At 39.3% G+C, this 20,300-nt stretch carries 16 protein-coding genes and 4 pseudogenes; 13 read left to right on the forward strand and 7 right to left on the reverse strand.

Annotated features, from left to right (window positions below; translation table 11 throughout):
- Positions 1-136 precede the first annotated feature (136 nt).
- Entirely contained in the window at positions 137-733 is a 597-nt protein-coding gene (locus tag JCM19038_RS08055; protein ID WP_042416519.1) for a CPBP family intramembrane glutamic endopeptidase, read from the forward strand.
- Between the two features lie 194 nt (positions 734-927).
- Here the strand turns inward: JCM19038_RS08055 and JCM19038_RS08060 are convergent, their stop codons facing one another.
- Positions 928-1,527 carry a stage II sporulation protein M gene (locus tag JCM19038_RS08060; RefSeq protein WP_042416522.1) on the reverse strand — a complete coding sequence of 200 codons (600 nt, stop codon included), beginning with the start codon at positions 1,525-1,527 and terminating at the stop codon, positions 928-930.
- Between the two features lie 48 nt (positions 1,528-1,575).
- Entirely contained in the window at positions 1,576-1,839 is a 264-nt protein-coding gene (locus tag JCM19038_RS08065; protein WP_042416525.1) for a hypothetical protein, read from the reverse strand.
- Positions 1,840-2,914: 1,075 nt separating this feature from the next.
- Here JCM19038_RS08065 and JCM19038_RS08075 point away from each other — a divergent pair.
- A complete protein-coding gene (locus JCM19038_RS08075; protein ID WP_042416528.1) occupies positions 2,915-3,439 on the forward strand; it encodes a GNAT family N-acetyltransferase in 525 nt (174 codons plus the stop codon).
- A gap of 117 nt (positions 3,440-3,556) precedes the next feature.
- Here JCM19038_RS08075 and JCM19038_RS25400 read toward each other — a convergent pair whose 3' ends face one another.
- The 5 genes and pseudogenes from JCM19038_RS25400 to JCM19038_RS25405 all read right to left on the reverse strand — a co-directional run bounded on the left by JCM19038_RS25400 (position 3,557) and on the right by JCM19038_RS25405 (position 7,825).
- Positions 3,557-3,940 (reverse strand): acyl-CoA thioester hydrolase/BAAT C-terminal domain-containing protein, encoded by a 384-nt coding sequence (locus JCM19038_RS25400; RefSeq protein ID WP_081831695.1) that lies wholly within the window; start codon positions 3,938-3,940, stop codon positions 3,557-3,559.
- Complete coding sequence (locus JCM19038_RS08080) at positions 3,859-4,824, reverse strand: acyl-CoA thioesterase/bile acid-CoA:amino acid N-acyltransferase family protein (protein WP_042416529.1); 966 nt, start codon at positions 4,822-4,824, stop codon at positions 3,859-3,861. Before JCM19038_RS08080 ends, JCM19038_RS25400 begins: the two co-directional genes overlap by 82 nt.
- Positions 4,825-4,878: 54 nt before the next feature.
- Positions 4,879-6,132 carry an aminopeptidase gene (locus JCM19038_RS08085; RefSeq protein WP_042416531.1) on the reverse strand — a complete coding sequence of 418 codons (1,254 nt, stop codon included), beginning with the start codon at positions 6,130-6,132 and terminating at the stop codon, positions 4,879-4,881.
- 42 nt (positions 6,133-6,174) lie between these two features.
- Positions 6,175-6,549, reverse strand: a pseudogene (locus JCM19038_RS08090) (transposase); the annotation flags it as partial.
- Between the two features lie 91 nt (positions 6,550-6,640).
- Positions 6,641-7,825: pseudogene (locus JCM19038_RS25405) on the reverse strand (ABC transporter permease).
- A gap of 468 nt (positions 7,826-8,293) precedes the next feature.
- Here JCM19038_RS25405 and JCM19038_RS08105 point away from each other — a divergent pair.
- The 11 genes and pseudogenes from JCM19038_RS08105 to JCM19038_RS08155 all read left to right on the forward strand — a co-directional run bounded on the left by JCM19038_RS08105 (position 8,294) and on the right by JCM19038_RS08155 (position 20,115).
- Positions 8,294-8,995, forward strand: a complete 702-nt coding sequence (locus tag JCM19038_RS08105) for a GntR family transcriptional regulator (protein WP_042416546.1) — start codon at positions 8,294-8,296, stop codon at positions 8,993-8,995.
- A complete protein-coding gene (locus JCM19038_RS08110) occupies positions 8,992-9,900 on the forward strand; it encodes a hydroxyacid dehydrogenase (RefSeq protein ID WP_042416548.1) in 909 nt (302 codons plus the stop codon). The genes JCM19038_RS08105 and JCM19038_RS08110 overlap by 4 nt, the downstream gene beginning before the upstream one ends.
- A 16-nt stretch (positions 9,901-9,916) precedes the next feature.
- Positions 9,917-10,828, forward strand: a complete 912-nt coding sequence (locus tag JCM19038_RS08115) for a dihydrodipicolinate synthase family protein (protein ID WP_042416551.1) — start codon at positions 9,917-9,919, stop codon at positions 10,826-10,828.
- Between the two features lie 5 nt (positions 10,829-10,833).
- Entirely contained in the window at positions 10,834-12,297 is a 1,464-nt protein-coding gene (gene gucD, locus JCM19038_RS08120) for an alpha-ketoglutaric semialdehyde dehydrogenase GucD (RefSeq protein WP_042416554.1), read from the forward strand.
- Between the two features lie 2 nt (positions 12,298-12,299).
- Positions 12,300-12,683, forward strand: coding sequence for a mandelate racemase/muconate lactonizing enzyme family protein (locus tag JCM19038_RS24990; RefSeq protein ID WP_307189995.1), 384 nt, complete (start codon positions 12,300-12,302; stop codon positions 12,681-12,683).
- Between the two features lie 32 nt (positions 12,684-12,715).
- Positions 12,716-13,468, forward strand: a complete 753-nt coding sequence (locus JCM19038_RS24995) for a mandelate racemase/muconate lactonizing enzyme family protein (RefSeq protein WP_307189996.1) — start codon at positions 12,716-12,718, stop codon at positions 13,466-13,468.
- A gap of 17 nt (positions 13,469-13,485) precedes the next feature.
- Positions 13,486-14,478, forward strand: coding sequence for a tripartite tricarboxylate transporter substrate binding protein (locus tag JCM19038_RS08130; protein ID WP_042416557.1), 993 nt, complete (start codon positions 13,486-13,488; stop codon positions 14,476-14,478).
- Positions 14,479-14,569: 91 nt separating this feature from the next.
- A pseudogene (locus tag JCM19038_RS25410) lies at positions 14,570-14,961 on the forward strand (tripartite tricarboxylate transporter TctB family protein).
- Between the two features lie 69 nt (positions 14,962-15,030).
- Positions 15,031-16,324 (forward strand): annotated as a pseudogene (locus JCM19038_RS21745) (tripartite tricarboxylate transporter permease).
- 1,116 nt (positions 16,325-17,440) lie between these two features.
- Complete coding sequence (locus JCM19038_RS24715; protein WP_304412579.1) at positions 17,441-18,466, forward strand: ABC transporter ATP-binding protein; 1,026 nt, start codon at positions 17,441-17,443, stop codon at positions 18,464-18,466.
- Positions 18,467-18,567: 101 nt separating this feature from the next.
- The gene (locus JCM19038_RS08155) at positions 18,568-20,115 is read left to right on the forward strand and encodes an ABC transporter permease/substrate-binding protein (protein WP_304412580.1); all 1,548 of its coding nucleotides are present in this window, start codon (positions 18,568-18,570) and stop codon (positions 20,113-20,115) included.
- Positions 20,116-20,300 lie beyond the last annotated feature (185 nt).

Here is a 20,300-nt window from a genome sequence, read left to right on the forward strand (position 1 = left end):
TATCATATTTAGTGAATATTAAGAATTACATCTTTATTAAGTTAGACGAATACTGGTTATGTAACAAACCCTTAGGGTATGGTCTAATTAGCATTATTTTCTTATTTCATATTCTAACTAAGGAGTCCGTACCCTTATGGCAACTGATAACACTCGAAAACAAACAATGATTTATGTTACCTGCATCAATGTAATGTTCTTTATCGCACTCATTGTCTTCTTAATTCCAGAGCCCTCATCGTTTCTTGACCTTCTAGGATTAGGAGAACGAATACCGGTATTTGGTTGGGTTACGGCAATACTTGTGGCAGCAGTTTACAGTGCATACACCCTATGGATTATCCCCGATATTCGACCATTCGTTTTTGAATTGTCAAAATTAAAAATATGGGCTATACCACTCGCAGTACTGTCTGGAATTATAGAAGAAGTTTTCTTTCGTAAAATTATAATGGATGCAATACAAGGATTGGGCTATGGAGTTCTACTTCAAACCCTTATCTCTGCAACAATTTTTGCGGCTGCTCACCTTATTTGGGTACTGTTTTCAAGAGATTGGAGATTTATACTTCCAGTTCTTATAAGCACATTTGTACTCGGAGTTCTTCTCTCTCTTGCTTACGTTGCTTCAGATCGTGTCGTCTTGCCTGTCATTGTTGCACATATCGTAATCAACTTAATCATTGAGCCAGGGCTTTTGTATAATTCAGCAAAAGAAGCAAACAAAACATAATTAGTTATCTAGCTAAATAAAATAAACAATTTTTCAATTAAAAGGTATGATCCTGTAATGAAAAGGATCATACCTTTTCTTCGTTAATGGCAAATTGTTGTAGAGAGAGGGGTAGACTTTAACTAACAAGCAGGTTTGTAGGAAATATAAAGCCTAATTTGTTTCACTGAGACTTAATTTATATGAGTGTCGTTTTACAGAAATAGTGGAGTAATAAAAGCCTCAACTACAGCTGCAAAAATTAAAATTGGTAATACAAGTATAAAATAGCCTTTCAAGAAATTCTTTAAGTTATCTACAATTGAGCCGTTTTCTTTTTTATTATTTCTAAATAAAATTGTTAGTGATCTAATAATTGTTTTATTCAATTGATAAAGTAGTGACGCCGCAATGCAAAAACCTAAAAATTCAAAGATAAAGTGAGGAACGATACCAATAAGAACATCTGAAAATAGTAGCTCTTCACTTTGTATTGAAACAGGTAAATATAGTGCCAGTCCCACTGAAAAACTACTTGAGGCTAAATTTATAACATACAAAAATGGGATAGGGATTAGAGCAAATAAAAGCATTTGCAATGGGACGTAGATACCGTTATTAGCAATGTATGTGATAAATCGCTCCCAAGGGCTTATATTACTATCAGTAGAAGACGATTCGAGAGTATTGAATAAGGAATTAAAGTCTGGACTAATAAGAGCTACACTTATGAAAGTAATTAAAATCATTAAAATTGACAGAAAGAAGAAATAAAGAGTTCCTTTTAAAACTTCCTTAGAAAAGACTTGATTCATGGAATCATCCTCAAATATGTGTATTTGACTTACTAATGTAAAAGACCTTTATTCAATAGTTTTAACCTTCTTATTAATAGAGTGTCTGTTTGAACCCCAAATACCAAGTAATATTGTCACACCACCTACACCGACAATTATAAATGTCCTGATATTCACCTCATAAATATTGTTCGTCCACCCAATAATAAATAATATAAGGTACAAAACAGGTAATATTGCTCCCCATAAGGCTTGTTTAGTTCTTGAAAGTAAAAATTGAGATATAAGAACAAGTCCGGCAATTAAATACAAAATGAGTGTTCCATTCAAAATTGTTCATCCTTTTATTACTATCTTTTTTTAACTCATAAGTATAATGATATCTTCTCTATATCACGAGAAGATAAACTCTTTTTTAAAATTCGATAAATAATTTATGTTTAAGGGCAGCTACTATTTTAATACTTTATATTCTAGTAACAGATGGATGTTGGTTATTGATCTATTATTCAATTAAAGGGCGCAATCCTGTAATTAGGATTGTGCCTATTTCTTGAAGTGCGCATGTTTGAGAGCGGCGTAATTATAGCTCTACATTTTTTAATTGATCCTAAGACAATCAGTGATATCTTCATAAAAACACCTCTTAATATAAATATATTTCATACAAACAGAAATCTGTTTACACCAATAAATCACATATTTACATGAATTGAAATATCTATTACACTCAAAAAAGTAATTGGAGGTTACAGAACATGAATAACAAAATTAATATACTTATTAATGCCGTTACATTCATAGGAGTTTTTATCATCTTGTTTTTGTTAGTTTCAAACTTTTTAGATATATTTTTTGTCAACAGAAGTCTTACATTGTTTTTAAGTATAATTTCATTTTTAGTTATCCTTGTTGCATCTTTCTTTATTAGTAGAAAACTCTCTGAATGGATAGAGCATTATATATTAAAAAGTTATAATCTTACATATTGGAAATAATACCGTTTTGTGCCCGGACGTAGTCCAAGTAGGGTCATATAACCACACTACAGGCAATGCTAGCTGGGTATTCTTAGACACTAGTTCCTCCTTAGATGGAGCGAATTCTGCTAATGTTTCAGGGAGTTTTAGCTACATGATGAGGAACACATTTACAGCTATCTCCATTTAACCTAACCCCTATAGGTGGTTTGGAGAGTCATTGACAGCACCGGAGAGATATTCAACAAACGGGCGCTTTAATGTAAGTGAATGTAGTAGTCAAAAACAATAAATTAATTTCACTTAATATTCTTTATAATGCAGCATGCTATTTAAACTGAAATAAGTATAGGGGTTAAATGGATTTTCTATTATAGAGAGCAATCTGTAACGCCTAAAATTATAGTTATAAGGGATGTGTTTCGTTGAATTTTAACACTGAAAGATTAACAATCAGACCATTTGAAAGTAATGACTCACTTGATGTATTTAAAATCTATAATAACGATGATACTTGTAAATACCTCCTGCATGATAAATGGGTACATGAAGATTTAGAGGGAGAATTTAATAAAAAGCTAACCAATTGTTCATTATCAAAAGAATCTATGTTGAGTTTGGCAGTCGAAAATGGGAATAGAGTCATTGGTGATTTATCAGTATGGTATACAGATATGAAAGATACTGTTGAGATTGGATATAGTTTCTCGAATGAAGTATCAGGAAAAGGGTTGGCAACGGAAGCAGTAAGTAGTTTAGTCTATAAACTATTTGATGAATTTTCTGTACATCGCATCCAAGCAAATCTTGATGCACGGAACATAGCTTCACAAAAATTATGTGTGCGAATAGGTATGAGAAAGGAAGCGCATTTTATACAAGATTTTTGGAATAAAAATGAATGGACAGACAGTATTGTATATGGAATGTTGTCTTCAGATCTGAAGTAAAGATAGTAAAAGATCGGTTTGAATGCAGATTTATAATGTCACTATCATTAATTAAGTACTCTAACAAGAAACCAGCTGCTAATATGACAGCTGGTTTCATTTCTATCATTCATTGGGTTAACAAGCGTGTCTTTGTAAAAAAGATACTATGATGGGCCAAGATTCCTTGGCAGCATGGGCATTGGCAGATTGTGTTCCTCCGTATTTCATTACCATTCCTCCACCAACGTGTTCATAAATAGTAGAAGGCATGTTGGGTAGAGCGTAAGGAAAAGAAAGAAAATGTCCTGCACTCTCATAATAGAAATGTTCTGTTTGCGGTAACCGACTTTTTATTTCTTCGGAAAATAAGGAAGACGGCCAGATTTCGTCATCAGTACCTGAGAGGAGAAGAACTGGGGCTTTAATGTTTTCTGCTTTTATTCTGACCTCTTCATTAATCGTAGTCTTGAGGCTACTATCCCAAATTCCTTTAAAGGATACGGCTTTTTTGTTAACCATTTACTTATGAAATAAAGCATAGTACTGGGACGATAACGAAACTTAAGATAGGGTTTGGCTTCACCGTTAATTGTCCACGAGTTAATTGGTGCGTAAATCGAATTTCTTAATCCAGATGTTATGTATGCACTCGGTGCCCCTGCAACAACCGCATTAAACTCATCGTATTCCGATGCTAACAAAAGTGCCAATTCAGCACCTCTTGAATAACCAACAAGCGTTACTTTTTCGTGATTACCGGTAATTTTCTTTAGAAGTTCTATTGAATTCTTAAAATATTCCAAAGGAATGTTTTCGAGATCTTTTGGTACCCCTGATTGATTAAAATACGAGAGATCTAAAACGTTAAATCCTTTAGAAGCTAGGAGAGCTGCTGAATGTTCTAAACGTCCCCCATCTGAGCCTGCTAACAATATGATATTTTGATAGTTTCCTTCATGAATTGGTTGATATAAGGTACCAACTGTACCGTCTTGATTAACATCGGTTCTGGTGACCTCGCCTTTATCAAAATATCTTTCGATTAGAACCTCATCAACAACCTCATGATCGATCTCTAACTTAATCGTAATCATTAATTCCTTTGCCGTCGTTTTTGTAAAATAATGACCGTGCTTTTTCGTTTCATGGGACATTGACCAGAATATGCCGTTTACATCTACTTCACTGTAATACCCAGAAATAGGTGCTACTTTAGAGATCAGTACCTGACCTTCTGAATTCGTAATAAACGTAGCTTTTGACATAAACGGTTCCTTTTCATCGTCTGTGACGTATGAATATAATGAGACTTCTTCACCGGGATTGCATCCATTTATTATGATGGTTACATCCTCGTCTATATAGGATTGTCTTGGTGTGACCGTTACTGTAGGTTTTGTCATTCTATAATTCCCCTCTGATTATTAATTACTCAAAACACTTTAGTAGTAGCCATATTAAAATTGAAAATCCCCATCTTTCATTAAAAGGACTTTAGTTTTGTCTTCTTTAATACCTACTACGTTCATATCTTCGGTACCAAAGGTCACATTGATTAATAGGAGTGAAGTATTTAGTCCGGCTTCTTTCAATTCTTCCTTCGATAAGTCACTGCCATTTTGAAGGTTAGAAGGGGAAGCGTTGCCGATTCCAATATGACAGGCGGTATTTTCATCAAATAAGGTGTTGTAAAAGAGAGTATTCGTTTGAGACAGAGGAGACTTGTTAGAGACCAAGGCAATCTCACCTAGGTAATGTGAACCTTCGTCGGTTTCGATGAGATTTTGTAACGCTTCTTGCCCAGTAGTGGCGTAATATTCCGTAATCCGTCCATTTTTAAAGGTTAGGTCAAAATCGTCGATGACACTTCCTCTATAAATCAGTGGTTTAGTGGACACTAGTTTGCCATTGACTTGATCTCTGTGGGGAGCGGAAAAGATCTCTTCAGTGGGAATGTTAGGAAAGAATGGGATTCCCTTTTTATCCTTAACACCTCCGCCGATATAACGGTGATTTTTAGGCATCCCGACGAATAAATCAGTCCCACGACGATTCGTGAAATGCAAGGCTTCAAACTGGCTGTCGTTCAAGAACTTTTTTCGGGACTCGAAAGCTTTGTCATGATTCTCCCATTCTTTTATAGGATTTGGTCCATCTGCCCGAGCTCCTTGTAAGATCGATTGCCATAATAATTGCAGAGCTTCTTCTTTACGTAAGTGGGGGAATACTTTAGTTGCCCACGCAAAGGATGGCACGGCGAGAAGACACCAACGTACCTCGTGGGATCTAGTCTTTGCGTAATGATCCTTCAACTTGGTGCGGGAGACTTTTTGGAAACGACTCATCCGTTTCGGGGAAACCTCTTTAAAGACCCCTGGATTTTCAGAAATAATGTGGATATACGCGGCACCCTTATTGTCCCACTCCTGATAGCGGGCAATCTGCCAGTCAGGAAAGTGATTGATGGCATCATCTGTCGCATGTAAATAAAATTCTTTAGTAGACTGTTCATCTGTCCAATCGATAACCACGTTTGAAGCACCCGCATCATAGGCAGCTGTTTGGATTAGACGCGCAAACGTAGCATGTTCGATGTCACTATGTATAATGACTAATTGACCTTTTTGCACATTTACACCCGACCGTACGGCCAGCTCTGCATACTTATTCAACTGTTCTTCACTAACAAGCTCATTCTTCCCTCTAATCATCGTATTCTCAGCTCCTAACTAAGATAGAATAATGTTCATAATTTACATAGAAGCCTCGTTTCTAGTAATGTGAGTCATGAGGTTACGTCGTTTTTTTTTTTGAAACATTTCGTTGAGTTCAGCCCGGGCTAAGTCAAATCCAAGATGACAACGGGTCGAGAACTTTTGATTGTAAGGCTCAAACTGACTGACTATAAAACGTCCAATGGATGACTCATTTGGAAATTGTTCTTTTTGTTTGCTGTATTTCTTGAGCTGTTTGTTAAATGGTTCAATCAGGTTCGTGGAATAAATGCTTCGCCAAATCGCTTGTGGAAATTCATAAAAAGTCGTCAGAAGGTGTTCATTGCTTTCAAGTGATTTGATGGCACGTGGGTACGTTTTTCGCCACTTTAAGGCAAAGGAAACGAGTGTTTCACATGCTTGTATCAATAATGGAAAGGATATTAGCATGATGATCCTGTTCTTTTAGCACTTTCAGCTAAAGTCCGGTTACTTGAATACCACGTTAATTTTTAGAAGTACTTCCTGAGATATCGATTCTCTTTGATACAAAGAAATAGACATATACATAAACGAAGATACTTCCAATGACAAGCATGAATAAGTTAGCACTAGAAGTAAGGATGAACATTGCGAAATAGAGAATGAAAAATTGTGCATATAGCATGACCGAGACAAACTTCAAAAAAGAATCTTTTATCTGAGATTGATTAGGAAAAAGGAGTACACTTTGTTTCATTTCATGTTGCAAAGGGATGACTTGCGATCCTGTAATATATAGAATTAGAAGAGTGAAAATCCAACTACCTGTTGGAATCGCATAATTAATAAGCATGCCAATTACAGTCAGTCGTAAATAAAAGTAAAAGTAATCATTATGTCTTGCAAACAAGTGTGAGTAAAGATATACGAATGTATTACTCTGTTTAAATGGGATACACCTTTGGAGAATCCTTGTGAGCAAACGTCTACGACGAAACGAACGTTTAAGATTAGGCACATCTATGAAAAAGTTAATAAATTTATAATTTCTTATTAAGGCACTTTCTTCTTCATCGATGAGCCACTGCCAATTCAGATTTCTTTTCTTTCTAATAAAGTAAAAGAAATAGGCGAAATGGATGCTCATGACTATAAGCATGTACATCCAGTCGTTGTTAAACAAAAAATAACACATTAAATAGAGTAAAAAGAACCGATTCAACTTGTGTAACACAAGTTGTACTTGATTCTCTAACCATCGTTCAATCCACTTCATTAAACTGTTACAAGCAACAATGACCACGATAAATAAAATAAAGAGAAGATGTATAGTCGTTGTGAGCATAAACAGGGATAAAAAAACAGTGATGAAACTTACCAATTTAATTAGATCAATAACAAAACTATACAGAAGTGACTAAAAAAATAGGGCTTTAACCGCTTCTAATGGCAACAAAAAGGGGATATCGGCCCTCTTAACAAAAGTCCGCACTTTTGTCCGTAATAAAATGTAGGTTACGAATAATGATAAGAGTACTTCAACAGAAAGTTGAGGAGGGATCCACTGTAGAAATGAATGAAAATAATTAATAAAAATACTACTAATGATTAGAAAAAAACATTTGCACCAATTATCGAATAGTACCTGAACATTTTTTGTTAATATTCCTGTACCCTTAAACCCCATAATGTTTTTATATCCATTCATACACCCATACCTTTATTGAATAATTTCCCAATCATTTATCCTTTTTATATAAAGATACCACAAACAACTCTTTGCCTTTCCGTCCCTTCGCTATTTCTTTCATTGTTTCCATACTTATTCATTTAGTAGATCCATATCGTTATATCAGTTGTGTCGCGTGTTTGGTTGCTTCACAATACACTTCACCTTCATAGCGGTTGGCATCTTCACGGTGTGGTCGTTCATGGACGAATAAAGAATTGTCTAGTGTTGACAACCAATTCGAAGCTTAATAGGTTTTGTCGAGAGGTTTCAATGACTGCATCAAAGCAGCAAACTTGGATTATAAACGGTTCGCTTTCGAAAAAAACATTTGTAATCAATCTTTAGGTTTTTACTAATTGCGAAAAATAATGTTTTGACAATTTAGCATTCTTAAACTATACTCTGATATATCAGATATCATATTTTATATTTGGGGTGAGCTTCATGTCAGAACGGAATGAGAAGTTTTTTACAGTTGATCCAAAATTAGTTAAATCATTGCGCGAGTTAGTCGTCGAAAAGATTCGTGAAGGAATTGTAAGCGGATACTTCGAAGAGGGAGAACATCTTAAAGAACGTGAATTATCAAGCATGATGGGGATAAGTACGACGCCAATTAAAGAGGCGTTTCGAATTCTTGAAAATGAAGGGATGCTCGTCACCGTTCCGCGCAAAGGGACGTTCGTGTCTGAATATGCCTCAACCTCAATTGAAGAAATTCTTTTGCTTCGTGCCTCGGTTGAGTCATTATGTGCACGACTCGCTGCGGTGAAAATGAATGATGAGGAGCTTCAAGAGCTGGAGAAACTTGTACTCATCATGGAAGGACTCCATAAAAAAGGAGATTCTGAAGCATTACTTGAGCAGAACTCCCGGTTTCATCAACTGATCATTGATAGTACAAGAAATGTGATGATGCAAAACATTTTAGGCAATCTACGTAACATCGACAAAGCGTTTCGCAAACGAGCACTCAAAGTTGAAGTAGAACGTGAAAAAGGCTTTCATGAACATCGAGCGGTTTTCGAGGCCATTAAACAGCGCAACCCAGAGCAGGCAGAACAACTCATGAAAGATCATATTCTTCGTACTAAAGATAATATCTTGGCGGCAGAGGCGCGGCTAGAGGGAGACAGACAATCATGAATGTACTCGTGCCGCAGCCCATTCACGCCGATGGAATTCAAGTTTTGAAAGATCATGGTTTGCAAGTTATTGAACTTGAAAATGATTCACGTGAAGAGATTGATAAGTATATGGAAACTGCCACTGCAATTCTTGTAAGAACAACAACGCTTGCGGCCGAGCAATTAGAACGTGGCAAGGAGCTGAAAGTCATTGCCCGACACGGCATCGGTCTTGATCTCATCGATACAAAGTATTGCGAACAAAACGGAATTACTGTATGCAATACACCGATTGCCAATGTGAATTCCGTTGCGGAGCATGTAACCGGCTTTCTGCTCTCAATTGCTCACCGAATACCAGAAGCTGAACGGGCACTTCGCCGCGGTAACTATGAAAGTCGGAACGTATTGATTGGGAAGGAAGTAAAAGGTAAAACACTTGGTCTTGTCGGCTTTGGCAACATTGCACAAAGTGTGGCGAAGAAATGTGCACTCGGGCTAGACATGAACGTGATTGCATATGATCCTTACGCAAAAGAGTTTCCGGAATATGTTGAACAAGTAAAGGAACTTGAGACGATTGCAAAGCAATCCGAATTTGTTTCCGTTCATGTTCCGCTGAATGATGGGACCAAGAACTTGATTGATTATCATTTCTTTCAGTCGATGCAACCTGCAAGTTACCTTATTAACGCTGCAAGAGGTGGTATTGTGAATGAAGAAGCACTTATTGAAGCGATAGATACTGATCAAATTGCAGGGGCAGCTCTCGATTGTTATGCGGAGGAACCGATGCCGCTTGATTACCCATTGAAAGATTATGAAAACGTTATATTGACGCCTCATATGGCTGCGCATACCGAAGACAGTATGAGAGCGATGGCGGTCGGGGCGGCAGAAGCGATTGTTCAAACGATAAAATAAAAAAGGATGATAGTTTATGAAGATTGCCAAGGCTTTAGAAACCATCTCAGGAATACCGATTACCCCTTTTCGGGCAACAGATGGACAGATTGATTGGGTTCAATATAAGGAAACAATTGATTTAATTGTGGAAAATGGAATTGACGTCATCGTTCCTTGTGGGAACACAAGTGAGTTCTATGCGCTTTCTATTGCGGAGGCAAAAGAGGAAATTCGGAGAACAATAGAGATTGTTAATGGGCGGGCGCTTGTTATGGCGGGAATTGGTTACGCAGTGCCTACAGCGATTGAACTTGGAAACTATGCAAAGGATGTCGGGGCGGACGCAGTAATGATTCATATGCCGATTCACCCGTATGTAACTACAGGTGGTGTGAAGGCGTATTTTCAAGAGATTATCGAGGCGATTGACATTCCAACGGTTATTTATTTTAAAGATCCTGAAGTTTCTGATCAAGTACTCATTGATCTTGCTCCGCTTGATAATTTCGTCGGTGTAAAATATGCAATTAATGATTTGCCTCGTTTTGCAAAAATTGTGCGTACGATTTCGAAAGAGCATGGAGTGACATGGATTTGCGGGACAGCAGAGAAATGGGCACCGTTTTATTGGAATGCGGGTGCCAAGGGTTTTACGTCAGGCCTAGTGAACATTCTCCCCGGAAAAGCAGTCGAGATGCTGGATGCATTACGGAATGACGATCATGCAATTGTATGGAAGTTGTGGGAAGAGATTCTGCCATTCGAGGATTTACGAGCTCAATATAATCAAGGTAATAATGTTGTTGTTATCAAGGAAGCAATGGAAATGCTCGGTCAGAATGCAGGAGTAACGAGAGCTCCGGTCGATGCATTGAGTGATGCAGATAAAGCATTGGTAAGAGAGTTGCTGCACAGTTGGAATCTATTAGAAACGGCGAAAGGGTGACAGAGATGGTAGTCAAAACTGACAGAGTATTCGGCAATTATCTAAATGGGCGATGGAAAGAAAAAGACCAATCGCCAATCGAGAGTATTAACCCGTCAAATACTAAAGAAATCGTTGGATACGTTCAGAATTCCAAAGCAGAAGACGTCGAAGAAGCAGTGGAAGCGGCGGAGACAGCATCAAGACCATGGCGAAAGCTGACAGGCGCTGAACGGGGAAGCTACTTATTCAAGGCGGCAAATATCTTGGAAGAAAGGCTGGATGACATTGCGGAAACACTAGCGCGTGAGATGGGAAAAACCCTGCCAGAATCAAAAGGGGAAACGGCTCGTGGTGTCGCAATTCTTCGTTACTATGCAGGGGAAGGAATGCGCGCGGACGGAGATGTTATACCTTCAACCGACAGTAAAGCGCTCATGTTCTCAAAGAGAGTGCCACTAGGTGTAGTTGGAGTCATTACGCCTTGGAACTTCCCGGTCGCGATTCCCGTTTGGAAGATTGCGCCAGCACTCATTTATGGAAATACAGTTGTGTTTAAGCCGGCGACAGAAGCGGCCGTTACCGCGGCAAAAGTTGTCGAATGTTTCGCTGATGCGGGACTTCCTGATGGCGTCATCAACTTTGTGACCGGTTCTGGACGTGTAATCGGCGACGCACTAGTCGGGCATGAAAAGGTACATGGACTTACCTTCACTGGTTCTGAACAAACTGGCAGACAAATTGGAAGAACAGCGGCGGAAAGAGGCGCGAAATACCAGCTTGAAATGGGCGGAAAAAACCCAGTCATCATCGCTGAAGACGCTGACCTTGCGTTGGCAGTAGAAGCTACGATCAGCGGGGCATTTCGTTCAACAGGTCAGAAATGTACAGCAACTAGCCGTGTCATTGTCGCTGAAGAAGTACTTCAGCCGTTCCAAAAACTACTCGTTGCAAAAACGAAAGAAATTACGATCGGCAACGCGATTGATGACGGCATTTGGATGGGACCTTCCGCTAGTGAGGCACAGCTGAAAACAGTACTTGATTATATTGAGATTGGAAAACAGGAAGGCGCAGATGTCTTGTGCGGCGGGGAACGAATGACTGGTGGCAATTTCACGGAAGGATATTTCGTCGAACCGACGATCTTCTCAAACGTCAAGAGTGATATGCGTATCGCTCAAGAAGAAATTTTCGGACCGGTCATTGCCCTTATTGTTGCTAAAGACCTTGAAGACGCGCTAGCGATTGCAAACGACAGCCGTTATGGACTAAGCGCTTCAATTTTTACAACGAACATCCAAAAGATGCTCACCTTTATTGAAGACATGGATGCGGGTCTTGTACGCGTAAATGCTGAAAGTGCCGGGGTCGAACTGCAAGCTCCGTTCGGTGGCATGAAGTCATCGAGTTCACACTCAAGAGAGCAAGGACAGGCTGCAAAAGAGTTTTATACTTCAATTAAAACTGTATTTGTAAAGGGGCAATGACAATGAAAATTACTGATGTAAAGTTGACGGCAATCGGAATCCCACGACTGACAGGGTTTGTGAATAAACATGTGATCATTCAACTGTTTACAGATGAAGGTGCAGAGGGGATTGGAGAGATGTCCGACTTCTCTCATCTCCCAAAATACAGCGTTGATATCTTCGACCTTGAAAATACACTAAAACAAATTCTTGTTGGAAAAAATCCTTTTGATCTTGCTCCAATCAATACCGAGTTAAACGGAAATTTTCCAGAGGCAATGTATTACTATGAAAAAGGAAGTTTTATTAGAAATGGTGTAGATACTGCTTTGTACGACTTGTGTGCAAAACTTACGGGCGTGTCCGTATCTGATCTTTTAGGCGGTCGCAACGTGAAAAAATAAAAGTGTGTTTCCCAATTTTTCGTCATCGGTTTATGGATGAAGTCGATGAAAACATTGAACTTGTTAGAAAACAATATGCGAAAGGATTCGATGTGTTCCGTCTGTATGTAGGTAAAAATGTTGAAGCGGACGAAGCATTTTTAGATCGACTATACAAAGAGTTTGAAGGGAAAGTTAGAATTAAATCTTTTGATTTCAGTCACCTTCTAGACTGGAAAGATGCTTTAAGGATTACTCGGCGACTTTCGAAGTACCCTGTTGATTTAATTGAAAGTCCCGCGTTTCGCAACGATTTCGAAGGATTGCGTCACTTCCGACTGCAATGTGAGCTGCCAGTGAGCGAACACGTATGGAGTCTGCGCCAGCAATACGAAATGATCAAGCATGATTCTGTGGATATCTTCAATATAGCACCGGTGTTTATTGGCGGAATTACATCTGCCAGGAAAGCCGCGGATGCAGCAGGTGTTGCAGGAAAAAGCGTATTAATCGGAACGACACAGGAGCTTTCGATTGGAACAACAGCAATGGCTTACTTCGGTTCGACACTTGACAACTTGAATTATATTTCAGATCCAACAGGTCCGGAGCTATACGTCGCTGATGTGGTGAAAAATAAAGTCCGTTATGAAAGCGGTTACCTCTATTTACCGCAACGTTCTACGGTCGGGTTAGGCATGGAACTTGATTGGGAAAAAATAGATCAATACCGTGTGGACACGCTTAGTTGGGATGACGTGTCGGTCCATCAGCTGCAAGATCGAACTGCGCAAACTCGTTCGTAAAGTTAGGGGGAAGAGTCTTGAAACGAACACCTTACAAAATGATTCTGATTGCATTGTTTCTGAACGTGGTTATTCTTGCCGGATGTAGCGATGAAACCGAGACGGCTATATCAGAAGCGGCAATTGATCATTACCCGAATCAAACGATTGAGCTATATGTTCCGGCCTCCCCTGGTGGGCAATCAGATGCTGGGGCCAGAGTGCTCGCGCGCCATATTGGCAGATACTTGGACAGTGACTTTGTAATCGTCAATCAAGATGCAGCAGGAGGGGCGCTTGCGTTTGAAAATGTATACAGGGCACCGGGTGACGGATACAAGCTATTGTATTATCACCAAGCTTTGCATACGAGCTATGCTGTCGGTCAGTATGACTATTCTGCACTTGAAATGAAACCGATTGGTACATTTGCTGGGATTAATCAAGTCTTTGTTACACGTGCCGACGCGCCTTGGGATTCTTTAGAAGAGTTGGTTGAAGAGGCAAGAGAGCGTCCGTATGAAATTTTGTATGGCGGACAAATAGGCGGCACAACTCACTTCATGGGTGAACAGCTTGGACAAATCGCAGGCGTTGATATTAAAGTGCTTGACGTTGGTGGAGAATCGGATCGAATGACCGCATTGCTCGGTAATCAAATTGACTTTGTCTCAACCGGCATTGGAAACGCATTAAATTATGTGAATTCCGGGGATTTCAAAGCGTTAGCCGTTTTGTCAGAAGAACGAGATGAATTAGCACCTGAAATTCCAACAGCATTAGAACAAGGTTATGACGTTCAGTTCCCGATCGTTCATACGTTATACGGACCAGCAGATTTGCCTGATGAAATTGTACAAAAATGGAATGAAGCAACAGAGGAACTTGCAAAAGATGAAGATTACATTGAAGATTTATCGACAACATTTCAAACTCATATTCTCATGAACAGCGAAGAATCCCGTGAGTTTAACAAAGAAGAACTAGAAAAGGCAGAAATCATTGCTCAAGAGTTGCTAAAAGGAGATTAGGAAAGGGGGAATTGGTGTGACTAAGTTGGATCGGTGGATCGGAATTAGCGTATTTATTGTAGGTGTTTACATGATTTTGGAAACGCTTACGATGAATTATATGATACTCATGGACGATCCTGGCCCTGTTCTCCTGCCCAGGGTAGTTGGAGGCGCATTGGCGTTGTGCGGTGTGGGATTGTTTATCAGCGGATTAAAAGTAAAAGACAAGCCAGTAGAAGATTTACCGAAGAAAAAAGAACAAGAAAAGAAAATGTATGTCATTTTAGGAAGTTTAATTTTATACGCGATGCATTTTCGCTCCTCGGTTATATGTTAAGCACATTCATCTTTCTCGTCGCTACAATGCTTTATTTATCGAAGAAGAATACAATCAGACATTTCATTCAAGTCGGTGTGGCCTCTCTAGGTATTACATTTCTCATCTATTGGATCTTTACGGAGTTTCTAGATGTCATTTTGCCTGGTGGTTTTATAGGATAAGGGGGATAAAAGATGGATGTATTACTCTCAAGTATCAGCGAAGTATTTACACCCTTTGTCATCTTGCTCATGGTTTTAGGTGTTTTTATTGGATTGATCTTCGGAACAGTTCCCGGTTTAACATCGACAATGGGGATGGCATTATTTGTCCCTTTCACGTTCACCCTAGAACCAATTCAAGGGATTAGCTTTCTTATTTGTCTTCATCTCGGGGGTGTGTCAGGAGGTTTAGTTGCTTCAACATTATTGGGAATACCAGGAACTCCATCATCGATTGCGACGACATTTGATGCGTATCCAATGGCGAAAAACGGTGAACCTGTACGTGCATTAGGCATTGGAGTGGTAGCCTCACTTGTCGGTGGGTTACTGAGTTTTATTGCGCTTACAACGGTTTCTCCGCTAATATCGAGATTTGCAGTGCAAATGGGACCGTTTGAATTTTTTGCCCTTATCTTTTTTGCTCTTTCACTACTTGCTGTTTTAGCACAAGGCAGTATGTTAAAAGGAATAACCGCTGGATTCATCGGGTTGGCCATCGGATGATTGGGTTCGCCCCTGTAGATGGACTTGAGCGATACACTTTTGGTGTGTTGGAACTTAAAGGTGGTATTAGTTTATTGCCTCTAATAATGGGATTATTTGCTATTGCTCAAATCCTTTCTGAAATCCGTGCTGGGGATCAGAGAAAAGATATGAACTTCTCGGTCAGAGGAATTGGCATAAAGTTCGCTGAATTTTTCGCAAATAAGTGGAACCTACTTCGTTCCTCCCTCATTGGGATCGCATTTGGGATATTGCCAGGCTTGGGTAGTGGAACATCGAACCTTGTCGCCTATGCTCAAACGAAACAAGCCTCCAAAGATAAAAAGAAGTTTGGGAAAGGTGCACCAGAGGGATATATGCTTCTGAATCTGCTAACACTGCAGCTGTTGGCGGTTCACTGATTCCGATGCTTACATTGGGTATTCCGGGCGATACGGTCACTGCGATCTTACTTGGTGGCTTTATGATTCATGGTATTCAGCCGGGTCCATTATTTTTTGCTGAGAATAGAGATATTGTTAACGTCGTGTTTATCGCTTTTTTCGTCGCTATTTTCCTTGTACTGTTTTTTCAGTTGTTCGCGATGAGATTCTTTACACGAGTATTGATGGTACCAAAAGAATACTTGTTTCCCGTCATCCTTGTGCTGTGTTTCATCGGTGCATTTGCCACAAACACATCTTCATTTGATATCGGTGTAATGCTCTTTTTCGGTGTTATCGGATATATACTATTAAGGAGTCGCTTCCCAATTGCACCGCTCATATTAGGCTTTATTCTCGGCCCTTTACTGGAGACTTATCTACGAAGAGCCTGATGTCCACAGGAGATGTGACCGACTTTTTCACCAAGCCGTTTTCTGCAATTTTCATCTTAATCGGATTGGCTTGTGTAATCTACACGTTAATCAATGAGGTGCGGTCGAAAAAAAGAGGATCAGAATCAGTAGGAATGTAATTAATTATCTAGGCTGTAAGACTTCACAATAATATTTTGTGTAAGAATCTAACAATTGATAATCTTTTTAATTGCACTCGGGACATTACTTAAAATGACAATAAAATCACCACGACTATAAAAAATTTGAAAGGAGTAATGTTCTTATGATTATGATCCGGAGCATTGCTCCTTAAATTTCAAACAGAAATAAAGGCTTTTTTATGTCACAATATTGAGATGAAACATAGAGAGAAGCAATCACCATATCCTCATCCCTTAATTTTGGGGGAGTAAAAAACTGTTAATAGTGAGAAATTACAAGTCTAAACTAACTTACTCCATGAATTTATTAAGAATCGTTAGTGCATATGTGTTTTCTTTCTACATTACATGTTTCCTATCTTTAACAATGTCAAAATTCCTCATCAGATACTCGAAAGCCACCCTCAAAAAACAAATATTTCTAAAATCACAATCACTAAAAATAGTAAAAACAACGTTCCGTAAAGTAAGGCGTATTTCTTATTCTCTTTTCTGATTTCTACAATCGTTAACCCACTATAAAAGAGCATAAAACCTATATAAATAAAGTAGCCCACACTGTTTGTAAATACCAATGTAAGGAAGGATGCAATGAATGAAACGAAAATTACGGTGTAGCTAACGTTCGTAATGGTTTTGGCAGCATCTGTTTGCACGTGTTAAAAAAAAAGTCCTCTAGGTTCGAAATTCACACAATAAACGATAAATACATACCGTTCAAGTGATCGCTTTAATGAATTAAAAGGTTGGTTGTTAACAGATAAGCCCCATTAAGACAATCAAAACGTTGTACCTAGCATCCATTTTCTGTTAAAAATAGAGAATAAGCAAAAGGATTATCTTAGTACGTGTGACTTTTACGATCGCAATCGTTTATTTTAAATGCGAACGTCGGGTTATACTACGTTTAATGAGCAATTGAATGAGTGAAGAAATGAGGGGTACGGTTTCGGTGATTACATTTAATCAAGTGGACAAGTCGTTTACAGAAGACAGAAAAGCAGTAAAGGGATTATCGTTTACGATCGAACGTGGTGAATTCTTCGTGTTAATTGGGCCGAGCGGATGTGGCAAAACGACGACGCTTAAGATGATTAACCGATTAATTGATGCGTCAAGCGGTACGATTACGATCAATGGTTCAAATCATACAGACGTTAACATGCATGAATTACGATGGAATATCGGTTACGTCTTGCAACAAATTGCGCTATTCCCTCATCTAACTGTCGCAGAGAATATTGCGGTCGTACCTGAGATGAAAAAGTGGAAACAAGACGATATACAAAAACGAGTGAATGAATTGCTAGAACTGGTGGGGATGGATCCTGATACATACCGTGATCGGCTTCCGGCTGATTTATCGGGTGGTCAACAACAGCGGGTCGGGGTTGCAAGAGCGCTAGCAGGAGATCCGGACATTATTTTGATGGATGAACCGTTTAGTGCGCTCGATCCACTCGTACGAGAACAATTACAAAAAGACATTAAGAAGTTACAACAAAGAATAAAAAAAACGATCGTGTTTGTCACGCATGATATGAACGAAGCAACTTTGCTCGGAGACAGAATTGGCATGATGGAAGCAGGTGTTCTGTTGCAAGTAGGCACGGCAGATGAGCTGAAACGAAATCCAGCAACACCAGCGGTTGAAGCTTTTATCGGTCGATCATTTGAACAGAAGAACCTGTCGTTAAAAGAATCGTTAATCCCAACTGACAGGAGTGAATACATACGTACTCATCGTGACGAGCAGCGAGTAACGGTGCAGTTTATTATTAATGAGCACGGTGAATGGATAACAACGTTTAACGATCACAACGAGTTGGAGGCGATGATTCCAATTGATGCATCAAGTTCCGTGAAGTCAGCATTTGAACTATTGGAGAGTAGTCATCTTCCAGCTTTACCGGTTCAAGAGAATGGCAAGGTCATTGGAAGTGTCTCTTATAAAGACTTAGCTCGTGCGTTAGTATAGCTGCAATCAGAAAAAAAGATTACATGCACCCTCCTAGTGCAAGGAATAGAGGAATGCACAGTCAACTAGGAATGAGTCAATGTTGATTGGTGCAAAACGATATGGCGAATTTTATGGAATCTTACGTGTCATTGTTTCAAGAACGATCGGATTTACTATTCAACTCCTTTTGGGAGCACGTACAACTTTCACTCGTTTCGTTATTAATTGCAGTTGCGATCGCTTTACCGATAGGAATTTTATTAACGCGATACAATCGCTATTCTGAGTGGATCATCGGTTTTGCGGCGGTTTTGCAGACGATTCCATCGCTTGCTTTACTCGGTTTTCTCGTCTTGTTTGCTGGAATTGGGACGACCCCAGCAATTATTGCGTTAACGGCGTACGCATTACTGCCGATCTTGAGAAATACGTACACCGGAATTCGAGAAGTTGACCCAGCCATTGTCGAAGCGGCAAGAGGGATGGGGATGAACTCTTATCGTAGTTTAATGAAAATCGAACTTCCACTAGCAATGCAGACGATTATGGCAGGAATTCGTACGTCAATGGTGTTAATTGTCGGTACGGCAACGCTTGCGGCCCTCGTTGGTGGGGGTGGCCTCGGCCAAATCATTATGACAGGGATTCAACGAACGAATAATGAATACATCTTGTTTGGTGCGCTTCCTGCTGCACTTCTAGCGATTGTGTTAGATGTTATTCTTCGTTTAACAGAACGAGGCACAAAAAGAAACCGACATGCCTCATCTAAGCCAATCATTGCAGTTGTCGCCATTGCCCTTGTGATTGTGTTGATCCAACCGGTCGTATCCATGTTTAAAGATGAATCTGACTTAGTCATCGGTGGGAAGCTAGGTCCGGAACCTCCAATCTTGGCGAATATGTATAAGCTATTAATCGAGGAAGAAACCGACTTAAATGTAGAAGTTATTGCCCCTCTTGGAGCAACGAACGTGAACTTCAATGCGTTAATCGTTGGAGATGTTGATATTTATCCTGAATTTAGTGGAACAGTATTGGCTGACCTATTAAATGAGGAAGAGTTTAGTTATGACGAAGAAGAGTCGTATCAAGAAGCACGAGACGGAATCTACGAGGAGTATGGCTTTCACTTTTTAGAACCAATGGGTTTTCAGAATACGTATGCCTTAGCGATGCCAAGGGAGCTCGCTGAAGAACTAGAAGTAAGTACGATTTCTGACTTAATGCCTTATACGAATGAGTTGAGTGTTGGTTTTACCTTTGAGTTTATGGATCGTGAAGACGGGTATGCAGGGTTTGAAGATGTATATGAATTTAGTTTTTCAGATGTGACGTCCATTGATGTGTCGACACGTTATCAAGCCATTAGTAACGGCAGCATTGACATCAGTGATGTCTTCTCGACCGACCCACAACTTGTAGAGTATGACATGGTCGTTTTGGAAGATGACGAAGATTTATTTCCGCCGTACCAAGCTGCACCTTTAGTGACGAACGTTGCACTCCAACAACATCCTGAAATCGAAGAGATTTTAAATCAATTAGCAGGAATTGGGACGATAGAGGAAATTTCAGAGTTAAACTTCCGAGTCGATCTTGAAGATGAAGATCCCGAAGAAGTCGCACGAGATTTTTTAGTTGAACAAGGACTATTGGATAATTAAAACATTAACTTTGTAAAGTATAAAACAACGCGATAAAAGGAAAAGCCACTAGGTGAAAACTGGTGGCTTTTCCTTTTATAATGCGCTATTGAAGTGAAAGTTCAGAGTGAAGTCCAGGTCATAAAGTCTGTGTATTTAGTCACTTTTATATTGTTGTATAGTTTAGAATCTATTAACTTCGACTT

Source organism: Geomicrobium sp. JCM 19038 (genome assembly GCF_000698125.1).
Taxonomy (GTDB): domain Bacteria; phylum Bacillota; class Bacilli; order Bacillales; family Marinococcaceae; genus Geomicrobium_A.

Coding starts and splice junctions, on each gene's coding strand:
- JCM19038_RS08060 (WP_042416522.1), bottom strand. CDS start 1,527: ATGAATCAAGTCTTTTCTAAGGAAGTTTTAAAAGGAACTCTTTATTTC.
- JCM19038_RS25400 (WP_081831695.1), bottom strand. CDS start 3,940: ATGGTTAACAAAAAAGCCGTATCCTTTAAAGGAATTTGGGATAGTAGC.
- JCM19038_RS08085 (WP_042416531.1), bottom strand. CDS start 6,132: ATGATTAGAGGGAAGAATGAGCTTGTTAGTGAAGAACAGTTGAATAAG.
- JCM19038_RS24990 (WP_307189995.1), top strand. CDS start 12,300: ATGAAAATTACTGATGTAAAGTTGACGGCAATCGGAATCCCACGACTG.
- JCM19038_RS08055 (WP_042416519.1), top strand. CDS start 137: ATGGCAACTGATAACACTCGAAAACAAACAATGATTTATGTTACCTGC.
- JCM19038_RS08155 (WP_304412580.1), top strand. CDS start 18,568: ATGGCGAATTTTATGGAATCTTACGTGTCATTGTTTCAAGAACGATCG.
- JCM19038_RS08115 (WP_042416551.1), top strand. CDS start 9,917: ATGAAGATTGCCAAGGCTTTAGAAACCATCTCAGGAATACCGATTACC.
- JCM19038_RS24995 (WP_307189996.1), top strand. CDS start 12,716: ATGGATGAAGTCGATGAAAACATTGAACTTGTTAGAAAACAATATGCG.
- JCM19038_RS08110 (WP_042416548.1), top strand. CDS start 8,992: ATGAATGTACTCGTGCCGCAGCCCATTCACGCCGATGGAATTCAAGTT.
- gucD (WP_042416554.1), top strand. CDS start 10,834: ATGGTAGTCAAAACTGACAGAGTATTCGGCAATTATCTAAATGGGCGA.
- JCM19038_RS08105 (WP_042416546.1), top strand. CDS start 8,294: ATGTCAGAACGGAATGAGAAGTTTTTTACAGTTGATCCAAAATTAGTT.
- JCM19038_RS08080 (WP_042416529.1), bottom strand. CDS start 4,824: ATGACAAAACCTACAGTAACGGTCACACCAAGACAATCCTATATAGAC.